Consider the following 12,531-nt stretch of genomic DNA (forward strand, 5'->3'; position numbering starts at 1 on the left):
CCTTGGTTTCCTGTAACGATAAAGCCGCGCCTCATCGGCGCAGCGTCTTTCTTAACGCAGCTTCAGCGTCGACAACCCGATCAGCACCAGCAGCATGGTGATGATCCAGAAGCGCACCGTGACCTGCGTTTCCTTCCAGCCGCCCAGCTCGAAATGGTGATGCAGCGGCGCCATGCGGAACAGCCGCCTGCCTTCGCCATAGCGGCGCTTGGTGATCTTGAACCACGTGACCTGCGCCATCACCGACAGCGTTTCCACCACGAAGATGCCGCCCATCACGAACAGCACGATTTCCTGCCGCACGATCACCGCCACCGTGCCCAGCGCGCCGCCCAGCGCCAGCGCGCCCACGTCGCCCATGAACACCTGCGCCGGGTGCGCGTTGAACCAGAGGAAGGCCAGCCCTGCCCCGCCCAGCGCCGAGCAGAAGATCAGCAGCTCGCCCGCGCCCGGGATATGCGGGAACAGCAGGTACTTGCTGTAGACCGCGTTGCCCATCACATAGGCAAACACGCCCAGGCCGCCGCCGACCAGCACCACCGGCATGATCACCAGGCCGTCCAGGCCGTCGGTCAGGTTGACCGCGTTGCTCGAGCCCACGATCACCAGGTAAGTCAGGACGATGAAGCCGGCCACGCCCAGCGGGTAGCTGATCTCCTTGAAGAAAGGCACGATCAGGTTGGACTTGTACGGCATGTCCAGCGACAGCCCGCCCTCGACCCAGTTCAGGAACAGCTCCCAGACCCGCACGTTGCTGCTCTCGGACACCGAGAACGCCAGGTAGACCGCGGCCACCAGGCCGATCAGCGTCTGCCAGAAAAACTTCTCGCGGCTCGACATGCCGCGCGGGTCGCGATACACCACCTTGCGGTAGTCGTCGACCCAGCCGATCGCGCCATAGCCGAACGTGACCAGCATCACCACCCAGATAAAGCGGTTGCCCCAGTCGCACCACAGCAGCGTCGACACGGCGATCGACACCAGCACCAGCACGCCGCCCATGGTCGGCGTGCCGGACTTGACCAGGTGCGTCTGCGGGCCGATGGTGCGCACCGCCTGGCCGACCTTCAGCTCGGTCAGCTTGCGGATCACCCACGGCCCGAACGCCAGGCCGATCACCAGCGCGGTGACGTTGGCCATCACCGCGCGGAAAGTCAGGTAGTTGACGACCCGGAGGAAGCTGTAGTCGTTTTGCAGCCACTGGGCCAGAGCCAATAACATCGTGTAGTCTTATTTAGTGTGCGGAAGTGTCTGCGACCAGCGCCGCGACCATCCGTTCCATGCGCATGAAGCGCGATCCCTTCACCAGCACGGCGCCCGCTTGCGCCACCATGCCCCCGCTGTCTTCCTCCAAGGCCTTTGCCAGGTCTTCCGCGCTGCCGAAATGGCGGCCGTTGGCGCCGAAGGCCTGCACCGCGTGCACCGCCAGCTCGCCGGTGGCCCACAGCACTTCGATGCCGCGCGCCTGGGCATAGGCCCCGATCTCGTCGTGGAACGCCGGCCCCTGGTCGCCCACTTCGCCCATGTCGCCCAGCACCAGCACGCGCGGCGCGGCAAAGCCGGCCAGCACGTCGATGGCGGCGCGCATCGAGTCGGGGTTGGCGTTATAGGTGTCGTCGATGACCACCGTGCCGGCCGGCGTGTACTTGACCTGCAGCCGCCCCTTCACGGGCTTGAACTCCGCCAGTCCCGCCTGGATGGCCGGCACGTGCACGCCCGCGGCGAGCGCGCACGCGATCGCCGCCAGCGCGTTGCGCACGTTGTGCTCGCCCAGCAACGCCAGCCGCACCTCGAAGGCATGGCCCGGCGCGCGCACCTGCATCACCTGCACGCCGTCGACCAGCTCCACGGTGGCGTGCACGTCGGCCTGCTGCGTGGTGCCGAACGACAGCACGCGGCGCGTGCCCGCCGCCGCGCGCCACACCGGCGCGTAGGCACCGCCGCTTTCCGCATCGAGCGGGAACACCGCCACGCCGTCGGCCGGCAGCGCCGCGATGGCAGCGGCGTGTTCGTGCGCCACGGCTTCCACGCTGACCATGAACTCCTGGTGCTCGCGCTGCGCATTGGTGATCACCGCCACGGTGGGCTGGGCGATGCCGGCCAGGTAGACCGTCTCGCCCGGATGGTTCATGCCGAGCTCGAGCACCGCCAGCTTGTGGGTCGCGCGCAGGCGCAGCACCGTCAGCGGCAGGCCGATATCGTTGTTCAGGTTGCCGCCGGTGGCCAGGCGCTGGTCTTCGCCGACGGCCGCGGCAAAGATCGCCGCGATCATTTCCTTGACCGTGGTCTTGCCGTTGCTGCCGGTCACCGCCACCGCCGGCAGCGTGAACTGGCGGCGCCAGCCGGCGCCCAGCTGGCCCAGCGCAATGCGCGTGTCCGGCGCAACGATGGCCGGTACCGCGGCGTCGACCTCGCGGCTCACCAGCACCGCGGCGGCGCCGCGCGCGACCACGTCGGCAATGAAGTCGTGCGCGTCGAAGCGCTCGCCGCGCAGCGCCACGAACAGGTCGCCGGGCTCGACGCTGCGGCTGTCGGTATGCACGCGCGCGAACGGCACGGCGCCGTCGCCGCAAATGCGCGCGCCGGCGATCCAGCCGGCGGCCTGTTGCAAGGTGGTCATGGGGGTCTGGCTCATGCCGATACTCCGCGCGTGGCCAGTGCCAGCCGTACGTGTTCGCGATCCGAGAACGGGCGCTTGCGCCCCTGGATCTCCTGGGTGGCCTCGTGGCCCTTGCCCGCCACCAGCACCACGTCGGCCGGCGCGGCGTGCCGCACGGCATAGAGAATGGCGGCGGCGCGGTCTTCGATCTGGCGCCCGCGCGCGCGCTCGGTCATGCCGTCGGCAATCGCGTCGAGGATGTCCTGCGGGTCTTCGCTGCGCGGGTTGTCGCTGGTCAGCACGACCTCGTCGGCCAGCCGCTCGGCCACGGCGCCCATCAGCGGGCGCTTGATCGGGTCGCGGTCGCCGCCGCAGCCGAACACGCACCACAGGCGGCCGTTGCGCGCCTGCGCTACCGGGCGCAGCGCGGCCAGGGTCTGCTCGAGCGCGTCGGGGGTGTGGGCGTAGTCGACCACGGCCAGCGGCGCCTGCGCGGCGTCGTGGCCGGCGGCGCCGAACAGCTCCATGCGGCCTTCCACCGGCGCGAGCGCGCGCAGCGCGGCAATCGCCGCGTCCCATGCCACGCCGTTGGCCAGCGCGGCGCCCAGCACCGCCAGCAGGTTGCTGACATTGAAGGCGCCGATCATCGGGGTCGCCATCTCGGCGTGGCCGAAGCTGCCGTCGATATGGAAGGCGGTGCCGGTGGCCGTGGCGCGCACGCTGGTGGCGCGCAGCCATGCGCCACGCGGGCCGCGCACCGTGGCGGCGGCGGGGCCGTCGATGCCGTATTCGATCACGTGCGGCGCGACCACGGCGGCGGCATCTGCCGCCAGCAGGCGCTGGCCCATCGCGTCGTCGCGGTTGATCACCGCGGTGCGCAGGCCGTCCCAGCGGAACAGGCGCGCCTTGGCGGCCTCGTACTCGGCCATCGAGCCGTGGTAGTCGAGGTGGTCCTGGGTCAGGTTGGTCAGCACCGCCACCGAGAAATGCGTGCCGGCCACGCGCTCCTGCTCGAGGCCGTGCGAGGACACTTCCATCGCCACGGCGCGCGCGCCGGCGTCGTGCAGCGTAGCCAGGCTGGCCTGCAGCTGCACCGCGTCGGGCGTGGTGAAGCCGGTGGCCTGCAGCGCGTCGGGGAAGCCGGTGCCGAGCGTGCCGATGGTCGCGCAGGGCGTGCCGGTCGCCTGCAGCACGCGCGCCAGCCACTGGCTGCACGAGGTCTTGCCGTTGGTGCCGGTGATGCCGGTCACGGCCAGGCCGCGCGCCGGGTTGCCATGCCAGCCGGCGGCGATCGGGCCGGCGAGCTGGTGCAGGCGGCTGACGGCGAGGTGCGGCACGGCGTCGCCGAAGGGCCAGTCGAAGCCGTCGGCCTCATAGACCACGGCGCCGGCGCCGGCGGCGATCGCCTGGGCGATATACGGCCGGCCGTCGGTGGCGAGGCGGTCGTTGCCCAGCACGTAGGCGAAGAACACATCGCCGCGCGACAGGCGCCGGGTATCGCCGCTCAGCTGCGCCGCGGCGGCCACGTTGGTACGCAGCCAGGCCAGCGCGTTGCTGGCCTGGGCGGTGACCTCGAGGGGAAGCAGGGGCTTGGCCGTCATCGGGTCGATCTCATTGCGTCGAGCTCCACGGTTCGCTTTCCTGCACCTTGTCGCTGACCACCAGCTGGCGGATCGGCGAATCGGGCTGGACGTTCAGCGCGCGCAGCGTGCCGCCGGTAATGGCCGCGAACGCGGGGCCGGCGACCAGGCCGCCGTAGTGGCTGCCGGCGGTCGGCTCGTCCACGCTGACGGCGACGATGATGCGCGGGTTCGACATCGGCGCCAGGCCGATAAACGAGGCGCGGTACTTGCTGCGGTTGTAGCCGCGCCCTTCATGCTTGTAGGCGGTGCCGGTCTTGCCGCCGACGCGGTAGCCCATCACCTGCGCCTCGGGCGCGGTGCCGCCGGGCGCGGTCACGGTTTCCATCATCGCGCGCACGTCGCGCGCCACCTGCGGCGACAGGATGCGCTCGCCGGTGGCGGGGCCGTTGGTGCGGAACATCGTCACCGGGATCAGTTCGCCGTCGTGCGCGAAGATGGTGTAGGCATGCGCCATCTGGAACAGCGACACCGACAGGCCGTAGCCATACGACATGGTCGCCTGCTCGATCGGGCGCCAGCTCTTGTACGGGCGCACGCGCCCGGCCACCGCGCCGGGGAAGCCGATCTTGGGGGCCTGGCCCAGGCCGATGCTGGTGTACATGTCCCACATTTCCTGCGGCTTCATCATCATCGCGATCTTGGTCGTGCCGATGTTGGACGACTTCTGGATCACGCCGGTGACGGTGAGCGCGCCGTAGTTGTGGGTATCGGTGATGGTCGCGCCTTCGAAGTTGTACTTGCCGGTGGTGGCGATTACCGTCGACGGCGACACGCGCTTGAGCTGCAGCGCCAGCGCTACCGTGATCGGCTTCATCATCGAGCCGGGCTCGAACGTGTCGGTCAGCACGCGGTTGCGCAGCTGTTCGCCCGACAGCCGGGTGCGGTCGTTGGGGTTGTAGGTGGGCCAGTTGGCCAGCGCCAGCACCTCGCCGGTCTGGGCGTCGAGCACCACCGCGCTGGCGGCCTTGGCCTTGTGCTTGTCGACCACGGCCTTGAGCTCGTTGTAGGCCAGGTACTGGATCTTGGCGTCGATCGACAGCTGGATGTCCTCGCCGTCGCGCGGGGTCTTCAGCACGCCGATGTCCTCGACCACGCGGCCGAGCCGGTCCTTGATCACCTGGCGCGCACCGGCGCGGCCGGCCAGGCCGCTCTCGCGCGCCAGCTCGACGCCTTCCTGGCCGCGGTCCTCCACGTTGGTGAAGCCGACGATATGCGCCATCGCCTCCCCTTCCGGGTAGAAGCGCTTGTATTCGCGGGTCTGGTGGATGCCTTCGATCTTCAGCGCGGCGATCTTGTCGGCGACGTCGGGCAGCACCTGGCGCTTCAGGTAGACAAAGCCCTTGTCTTCGGACAGCTTCTTGCCCAGTTCCTTCTCGGACATGCCGAGCAGCCGGGCCAGCTGGCGGATCTTGGCGGCCTCGACCTGGTTGGGCACGTCCTCGGGCACCGCCCAGATCGCCTTGACCGGCAGGCTGGTGGCCAGCACCAGGCCGTTGCGGTCGAGGATCTTGCCGCGCGTGGCCGGCAGCTCCAGCGTGCGCTGGAAGCGCTTCTTGCCCTCGGCCTCGTAGAACTGGTTGCCAGGCCCCTGGATCCAGGCCGCGCGCACCGCCAGCGCGACGAACGCGGCGAACATCAGGAACACCACCAGCTTGGAGCGCCACATCGGCAGGCGCAGCCCCAGCACCGGGCTGGCGGCGAACTGGCCGCTGCGCGGGCGCGAGGCGGTGCCGTTGCGGTCGCGGCGGGGCGGGTTGGGGCGGGCCATGCTCATCAGCGCGCCTCCGCTGCGCTGGCCGGCGCGGACGGTGCCGGCGGCAGCACGATGCCGGACAGGTACTGGGTCTTGCCGGGGTTGACCGGCGCCATCTTCAGCTGCGCACGCGCTGCATCGGCAATGCGCGCGCTCTTGCCCAGCGCGCTCTGCTGGTATTGCAGGCGCGACCAGTCGATATCGAGCTGCTTCTCTTCCGTCTGGGCCCGCTCGAGCGCGACGAACAGCGTGCGCGCCTGGTGCTGCGCGCTGACCAGCGACAGCGCGCACAGGATCAGCGCGGCCAGCAGGAAGAAGGTCAGGCGGTTCATGCGCGCGCACCTCCGCCGGCCGGGGCCAGCTTCTCGGCCACGCGCATCACCGCCGAGCGCGCGCGCGGGTTGGCGGCCACCTCTTCGGCGCCGGGCTTGTAGCGGCCAAGCAGGCGCAGCGTCGGCTGCGGCAGGTCGGCCGCGCGCAGCGGCGCGCGGCGCAGCGCCGGGTCGGCATCCTGCTGGGGACGGGCATGCGCCGCCATGAACCGCTTGACGATGCGGTCCTCCAGCGAATGGAAACTGATCACCACCAGGCGTCCCCCTACCTGCAGCAGGTCATAGGCCGCCTTCAGCCCTCTTTCGAGGTCCTCAAGCTCTTGATTGACGTGAATCCGTAGAGCCTGAAAGGTGCGGGTCGCAGGGTCCTGACCCTTCTCGCGTGTTTTGACGGCTTTCGCCACGAGCGCGGCAAGGTCGGCAGTAGTGGCGACGGGTCCGCCATCGCCGGATTCGCTCCGGCGAGCAACAATCGCCTTTGCAATCTGTACAGCAAACCGTTCTTCCCCATAGTCTCGTATCACCCTGGCAATGTCCTGCTCATCCGCCTGCGCCAGCCACTGCGCGGCGGTGATGCCGCGCGTGGTGTCCATGCGCATGTCCAGCGGGCCCTCGAAACGAAAGGAAAACCCCCTCGCCGCCTCATCGATCTGGGGCGAGCTGATCCCCAGGTCGAGCAGCACGCCGGCGACATGGCCGCGCCCCGCCAGGCGCTCGGCCATGGCCGCAAAGCTCGCGTGCTCAATGGAGAAGCGGGCATCCTTGATGGTGCCCGCTTCTGCGATTGCTGCTGGGTCCTTGTCGAACGCAACCAGGGCCCCGTCTGGCCCCAGCCGGGCCAGTACCGCCCGGCTGTGCCCTCCCCTGCCGAAGGTGCCGTCGACATACACCCCGTCGGGCCGCCAGACCAAGGCGTCGACGGCCTCGTCCAGCAGCACGGTGCGATGCTGCAAGGCGGGGGTTGCCGGGGTTCCGGTAGGACTCATGACCTCTTCAGAAAGAGAAATTCTTCAATGCTTCGGGCATGCCCTGCGCCATCGCCTGCTGTTCCTTGGCGGCGTAGGTCGCGGCATCCCACACTTCGAAATGGCTGCCCATGCCGAGCAGCATGACTTCCTTGTCGAGCATGGCGGCACTGCGCAGCTCCGGTGCGATCAGCACCCGGCCCGCGCCGTCCATTTCCACGTCGGCAGCGTTGCCCAGGAAGATGCGCTTCCACCAGTGCGCATCCATCGGCAGCGCTGCAATGCGCGTGCGGAAGGTCTCCCACTCGGGCCGGGGAAACAGCAACAGGCAGCCATCCGGGTGCTTGGTCAGCGTCACCCGGCCCTCGGCCTGCTGTTGCAGCGCTTCGCGATGCCGCGACGGAATGGACATCCGCCCCTTGGCATCCAGCGACAGCGCCGATGCTCCCTGAAACAAGCTTGCTCCCGGTCCACGCCGGCCTTGCGAACGCTTCGCCGGCCGGCATGCGCGTGAATCCTTCCGTTCCGACTATGGTGAGAATCATCCCATGGCCGGGGCCCAATTTCACACAAAAATACACTTCCTCACACTATTTCCCACTTTAGAGGAAGCCATATGGGCGGTCAAGGCTGCAGGCAGGGCTGCAAACGAGATTTTTTTAATCAGAACAATGACTTAGCGCGCACACTTCACGCACCGGAAAAGTGAATCCTTAATGAAATGAAGATCTTAGGGAAGAAAGCAGAGAAACCACCTGAGAACCACTTGCGGAGGAACTGCCGACCGCGCCGGAAAGACCTGTCCCGGCGCGCGTCCAGAGGATACAACAATTGCCCGCCAGGCCCGCTGGAATCAGGGCTTGGCGGGAGTGGGCCCGGACCCGGGCGGCGGACCTCAGATGCGGTAGGCGGCGGTGGTCATCACGCGCGACGCGCCGCGCATCAGCGCCCGCACCGGCGCCGGCAGGGGCATGCCGCCGGCCTCGCGCGCGGCGTCGCCGTGGCGGATCTCGTCGTCGCGCATCTGTTCGAGGATGGCGCGGGAGCGGCTGTCGGATTCGGGCAGGCGGTCCAGGTGTCCGCCGAGGTGGTGCTCGACCTGGCGCTCGGTCTCGGCCACGAAGCCAAGGCTGACGCGATCGCCGGCGCGCCCGGCGACCCAGCCGATGGCGAAGGCGCCGGCGTACCAAAGGGGATTGAGCAGGCTGGGGCGCGAACCCAGCTCGCGCAGACGCTCGGCGCACCACGCCAGGTGGTCTTCCTCTTCGCGCGCGGCGGCGTCCATCTGGGCGCGCACGGCGCCGTTGCGCGCGGTCAGCTTCTGCGCCTGGTACAGGGCCTGCGCGCAGACCTCGCCGACATGGTTGATGCGCATCAGGCCGGCCACATGGCGGCGCTCCTCGGCGCTCATCTGTTCGGTGTCCGGCGCCAGCCGGTCAGCCGGGTTGGCGCGCGCCGAACGCGTGGCGCCGGCAATGGCGCGCAGGGCCACGTCGAATTCTTTGATCAGGGTATCCATGTCGCAGAGGCGGTTGGTCTCGGTGCCCGGCTGCCGCGGCCATGGTGGGGTGCGCGGCCGCGGTGCGGCGGCATGCCGGGCGCCATCGGGATTACCCGTATTGTAGCTTGCCTCTAATCGCCGCCAGCCCGCTTCCCGCCTTGCCCTGATACGCCCGGCTACTCAGAAACCCTGAGTTGTTAAAAGAAGACAAGGGGTTGGGCCCCGATGGTGAACGAAACGTTGTTTGTTACAGTACTTCGCAACTTCCAAGGAAGTTTGACGCACGGGAGATGGAGACCATCAGGAGGTTCTTCCGAGCCGTCACCAATAATTCTTACAGTGGAGATCAACGAGCATGAAGAAATCGCTTCTGGCGCTGGCAGCGCTTGGCGCATTTGCTGGGGCGGCGCAGGCCCAATCGAGCGTGACCCTGTACGGTGTGGTGGATGCCAACATCGAATACGTGAGCAACATGTCCAGCGTCACGCCGTCGGCCGCCAACGGCCTGGCCGTCGGCCCGGCGGAAAACGTCTTCCGGCTGACCTCGGGCGGCCTGTCCGGTTCGCGTTGGGGTCTGCGCGGCGTGGAAGACCTCGGCAGCGGCCTGAAGGCCCTGTTCGTGCTCGAAAGCGGTTTCGGTCTCGATGATGGCAGGTCGCAGCAAGCCGGCCGACTGTTCGGTCGTCAGGCTTACGTCGGCATGGAAAGCGACCGCGTTGGCCGCTTCACCTTCGGTCGCCAGTACACCACGCTGTTCGACATGATGGCCAACTTCTCGCCGACCGGCTACGCCACCCAGTATGAACCGGTGGTGGCACAGCTGGGCCTGAACTTCCGCTCGGACAACACCGCCAAGTACACCGGCAAGTTCGGTCCGGTGACCGCGATCGCCCACTGGTCGTTCGGCAACGGCGTCGCCGGCGGCGGCGAGGTGCCGGGCCAATTCCGCCGCGACACCGGCTACGGTGCCGGCCTGTCCTGGGCGGCAGGTCCGTTCGGCATTTCGGCGGCCTACGACCAGTACAACCCGACCCTGAACGCCGCCGGCGGTACCGGCGACTTCAAGAAGGCCGCCGTCGCCGCCAGCTATGCCTTCGGCCCGGCCAAGCTGATGGCCGGTTACCGCTGGGGCATGAACAAGGCCGCCAACGACAACAACATCCTGAAGGACAACTACTACTGGGTCGGCGCGAACTACCAGGTCAGCCCGGCCCTGGGCCTGACGCTCGCCTACTTCTACGACGACGTCAAGAACCTGAACCTTGCTGCCAACGGCGCCACCAACAACATCAAGAACCCCTGGCAGATCTCGTTTGTCGCCGACTACAACCTGTCCAAGCGCACCGACGTCTACCTGACCACCGCCTACGCGAAGAACGCCGGCGTCAACTTCGACACCTCGGCCATCAGCTTCGCCAACGGCTACTTCCTGGGCACGGGCAAGGACAACATGGTCGCCGTCGCCGTCGGCGTGCGCCACAAGTTCTGATCCGCCTTCCCGGTTCGATCTTGCAAGGCACCTTCGGGTGCCTTTTTTCATGGCGGCAGGGCGGCTGCCATAGGGCATCACCCCATCGGCGCCGCCGCGGCTGCCGCCTAGAATGCACTGACCATCCCCGCCATGGGCGATCCAGCGGGACACACAGGAGACCAGGCATGCAAACCACTCGCCGGCGCGTCGTTGCGCTGCTGCTGTCCGCCGGCATCGGCGCGCTTGCCGGCCAGCCGGCGTTGGCCGCCGACCCGTATCCGGCCAAGCCGATCCGGCTGGTGGTGCCCTTCGCCGCCGGCGGCACCACCGACATCCTGGCGCGCGCGGTGGCGGCCGAGCTGGCCAAGCTGCCGGGCTGGAACGTGGTGGTCGACAACAAGCCGGGCGCGGGCGGCAATATCGGCGCCGACATCGTCGCCAAGGCCGCGCCCGACGGCTACACGCTGCTGATGGGCACCGTCGGCACCCATGGCATCAACCAGTCGCTGTACGGCAAGCTGCCGTTCGACCCGATCAAGGACTTCGCGCCGATCACCGAGGTGGCGGCGGTGCCCAACGTGCTGGTGCTCAATCCGGCGTTTGCGCAGCAGAACAAGATCGACAGCGTCAAGGACCTGATCGCCTATGCGCGCGCCAATCCGGGCAAGATCAACATGGCCTCGAGCGGCAACGGCACCTCGATCCACCTCGCCGGCGAGCTGTTCAAGACGCAAACCCGGACCTTCATGGTGCACTTCCCGTACAAGGGCAGCGGACCCGCGCTGACCGATCTGGCGGGCGGCACCATGCAGGTGATGTTCGACAACCTGCCGTCGTCGATGGCGCTGATCAAGAGCGGCAAGCTCAAGGCGCTGGCGGTAACCAGCGCCAAACCATCGCCGGCGCTGCCGGGCGTGCCGACCATCGCCCAGGCCGCCGGCCTGCCGCAGTACGAGGCCAGTTCATGGTTCGGCATGCTCGCGCCGGCGGGCACGCCGCCGGACGTCATCCAGCGTATCCAGCACGAAGTGGCCAAGGCGCTGGGCGCTCCGGCGGTGCGCGAACGGCTGCAGGCACAGGGGGCCGAGCCGGTCGGCAACACGCCGGAACAGTTCGCCGCCTTCATCCGCGCCGAAACCGCCAAATGGGCCAAGGTGGTCAAGGACTCGGGCGCCAAGGTGGATTGACGCCGGACAGGTTCGCGGCGCGCATCGCGCATATACTTGAGGCATCAAATGTTGAACGCCCGCAGCCTGGGCGCCCCTGGCGGCGCTTGCCGCACACCTGCCACACCTCGCCGCACTGAAGATGCCCAACCTGTCTCCCGCCACCGGCGCCGAGAACGCGCCGGTCGACCTTGAAACCCGCGCCGACCAAACCGAGCACGAGGCCCTGCGGCTGTGGCTGCGGCTGCTGACCTGTACCAACCTGATCGAGGCCGATATCCGCTCGCGGCTGCGCCAGGATTTTGCCTGCACACTGCCCCGCTTCGACCTGATGGCGCAGCTCGACCGCCATCCCGAGGGCCTCAAGATGGGCGAGCTGTCGCGCCGCATGATGGTGACCGGCGGCAACGTCACGGGCATCACCGACCAGTTGCAGCAGGAAGGCCTGGTTTCGCGCGAGGCCCTGCCCACCGATCGGCGCGCCTACCTGATCCGCCTGACGCCGGCCGGGCGCGCCGCGTTCTCGCGCATGGCGCGCGCGCATGAGGACTGGATCGGGCAACTGTTCTCGGGCCTGGCCGAGACCGACCGGCGCGCCCTGTTCCGACTGCTTGGCCGGCTCAAATCCGGCCTGATCTCGCCATGAAACCGCTTGCCTTCCTTACCCTGTGCGGTGTGCTGCCGGTGCTGGCCGCCTGCACCAGCGCGCCGCAGCCACCGCAGGTCACCCCGGTGAACGCCACCATCAAGCTCGGCCGCGTCACCGAAAGGGTGTTCCTGACCCGCCTGGACGTGGCCCAGGTGCCCCCTTACTACGGCGGCGGCACCAGCGTCGGCGTGGGTGCGGCGAGCGGCGGCCACGGCGGCGGCGTGGGCGTGGGCTTCGCCTTCGACCTGAGCCGGCTGTTCAGCAGGCCGGCGCCGGTGCAGCAGGTCGACCTGTTCCAGTACAAGGTGCGCACCCTGGACGGCGCGATCGTGTCGGCCAACGCACCCGCGATTCCCGGCCTGGAACCCGGCGCCTGCGTGCGCGTGATCTACCCCGACGGCGGCCAGGAGGCGCAGCTGGCACCGTCGAACGAATGCTGAACCTGCGCGGCC

12 protein-coding genes are annotated in these 12,531 nt (G+C 68.5%); 4 read left to right on the plus strand and 8 right to left on the minus strand.

The genetic code is table 11. The annotated features are described in order from the left end of the window. Nucleotides 1-51 precede the first annotated feature (51 nt). The 8 genes from mraY to coq7 all read right to left on the minus strand — a co-directional run bounded on the left by mraY (nt 52) and on the right by coq7 (nt 8,811). Nucleotides 52-1,221, minus strand: coding sequence for a phospho-N-acetylmuramoyl-pentapeptide-transferase (gene mraY / locus RALTA_RS13295; protein WP_012353957.1), 1,170 nt, complete (start codon nt 1,219-1,221; stop codon nt 52-54). Between the two features lie 13 nt (nt 1,222-1,234). Then, complete coding sequence (locus RALTA_RS13300) at nt 1,235-2,635, minus strand: UDP-N-acetylmuramoyl-tripeptide--D-alanyl-D-alanine ligase (protein ID WP_041232209.1); 1,401 nt, start codon at nt 2,633-2,635, stop codon at nt 1,235-1,237. Beyond that, nucleotides 2,632-4,200, minus strand: a complete 1,569-nt coding sequence (locus tag RALTA_RS13305) for a UDP-N-acetylmuramoyl-L-alanyl-D-glutamate--2,6-diaminopimelate ligase (protein ID WP_012353959.1) — start codon at nt 4,198-4,200, stop codon at nt 2,632-2,634. Before RALTA_RS13305 ends, RALTA_RS13300 begins: the two co-directional genes overlap by 4 nt. A gap of 10 nt (nt 4,201-4,210) precedes the next feature. Beyond that, nucleotides 4,211-6,016: a peptidoglycan D,D-transpeptidase FtsI family protein gene (locus RALTA_RS13310; RefSeq protein ID WP_025583686.1), complete on the minus strand. Its 1,806-nt coding sequence runs from the start codon at nt 6,014-6,016 to the stop codon at nt 4,211-4,213. Continuing rightward, nucleotides 6,016-6,327, minus strand: a complete 312-nt coding sequence (ftsL, locus tag RALTA_RS13315) for a cell division protein FtsL (protein WP_012353961.1) — start codon at nt 6,325-6,327, stop codon at nt 6,016-6,018. The genes RALTA_RS13310 and ftsL overlap by 1 nt, the downstream gene beginning before the upstream one ends. Beyond that, nucleotides 6,324-7,313 carry a 16S rRNA (cytosine(1402)-N(4))-methyltransferase RsmH gene (rsmH, locus tag RALTA_RS13320; RefSeq protein WP_012353962.1) on the minus strand — a complete coding sequence of 330 codons (990 nt, stop codon included), beginning with the start codon at nt 7,311-7,313 and terminating at the stop codon, nt 6,324-6,326. The genes ftsL and rsmH overlap by 4 nt, the downstream gene beginning before the upstream one ends. Nucleotides 7,314-7,320: 7 nt before the next feature. Next, nucleotides 7,321-7,749: a division/cell wall cluster transcriptional repressor MraZ gene (mraZ, locus tag RALTA_RS13325; RefSeq protein WP_010814778.1), complete on the minus strand. Its 429-nt coding sequence runs from the start codon at nt 7,747-7,749 to the stop codon at nt 7,321-7,323. Between the two features lie 438 nt (nt 7,750-8,187). Continuing rightward, a complete protein-coding gene (gene coq7 / locus RALTA_RS13330) occupies nt 8,188-8,811 on the minus strand; it encodes a 2-polyprenyl-3-methyl-6-methoxy-1,4-benzoquinone monooxygenase (RefSeq protein ID WP_012353963.1) in 624 nt (207 codons plus the stop codon). Nucleotides 8,812-9,148: 337 nt separating this feature from the next. Between coq7 and RALTA_RS13335 the strand changes: the two genes are divergently transcribed. The 4 genes from RALTA_RS13335 (at nt 9,149) to RALTA_RS13350 (ending at nt 12,519) form a co-directional block, all read left to right on the plus strand. Next, the gene (locus tag RALTA_RS13335; protein WP_012353964.1) at nt 9,149-10,282 is read left to right on the plus strand and encodes a porin; all 1,134 of its coding nucleotides are present in this window, start codon (nt 9,149-9,151) and stop codon (nt 10,280-10,282) included. 167 nt (nt 10,283-10,449) lie between these two features. Next, nucleotides 10,450-11,451: a Bug family tripartite tricarboxylate transporter substrate binding protein gene (locus RALTA_RS13340; protein ID WP_012353965.1), complete on the plus strand. Its 1,002-nt coding sequence runs from the start codon at nt 10,450-10,452 to the stop codon at nt 11,449-11,451. Nucleotides 11,452-11,572: 121 nt separating this feature from the next. Then, nucleotides 11,573-12,076: a MarR family winged helix-turn-helix transcriptional regulator gene (locus tag RALTA_RS13345; protein ID WP_012353966.1), complete on the plus strand. Its 504-nt coding sequence runs from the start codon at nt 11,573-11,575 to the stop codon at nt 12,074-12,076. Continuing rightward, complete coding sequence (locus tag RALTA_RS13350; RefSeq protein ID WP_012353967.1) at nt 12,073-12,519, plus strand: hypothetical protein; 447 nt, start codon at nt 12,073-12,075, stop codon at nt 12,517-12,519. The genes RALTA_RS13345 and RALTA_RS13350 overlap by 4 nt, the downstream gene beginning before the upstream one ends. Nucleotides 12,520-12,531: the final 12 nt, after the last annotated feature.

Source organism: Cupriavidus taiwanensis LMG 19424, from assembly GCF_000069785.1.
Lineage (GTDB): Bacteria > Pseudomonadota > Gammaproteobacteria > Burkholderiales > Burkholderiaceae > Cupriavidus > Cupriavidus taiwanensis.

Coding starts and splice junctions, on each gene's coding strand:
- mraY (WP_012353957.1), bottom strand. CDS start 1,221: ATGTTATTGGCTCTGGCCCAGTGGCTGCAAAACGACTACAGCTTCCTC.
- RALTA_RS13300 (WP_041232209.1), bottom strand. CDS start 2,635: ATGAGCCAGACCCCCATGACCACCTTGCAACAGGCCGCCGGCTGGATC.
- RALTA_RS13305 (WP_012353959.1), bottom strand. CDS start 4,200: ATGACGGCCAAGCCCCTGCTTCCCCTCGAGGTCACCGCCCAGGCCAGC.
- RALTA_RS13310 (WP_025583686.1), bottom strand. CDS start 6,016: ATGAGCATGGCCCGCCCCAACCCGCCCCGCCGCGACCGCAACGGCACC.
- ftsL (WP_012353961.1), bottom strand. CDS start 6,327: ATGAACCGCCTGACCTTCTTCCTGCTGGCCGCGCTGATCCTGTGCGCG.
- rsmH (WP_012353962.1), bottom strand. CDS start 7,313: ATGAGTCCTACCGGAACCCCGGCAACCCCCGCCTTGCAGCATCGCACC.
- coq7 (WP_012353963.1), bottom strand. CDS start 8,811: ATGGATACCCTGATCAAAGAATTCGACGTGGCCCTGCGCGCCATTGCC.
- RALTA_RS13335 (WP_012353964.1), top strand. CDS start 9,149: ATGAAGAAATCGCTTCTGGCGCTGGCAGCGCTTGGCGCATTTGCTGGG.
- RALTA_RS13340 (WP_012353965.1), top strand. CDS start 10,450: ATGCAAACCACTCGCCGGCGCGTCGTTGCGCTGCTGCTGTCCGCCGGC.
- RALTA_RS13345 (WP_012353966.1), top strand. CDS start 11,573: ATGCCCAACCTGTCTCCCGCCACCGGCGCCGAGAACGCGCCGGTCGAC.
- RALTA_RS13350 (WP_012353967.1), top strand. CDS start 12,073: ATGAAACCGCTTGCCTTCCTTACCCTGTGCGGTGTGCTGCCGGTGCTG.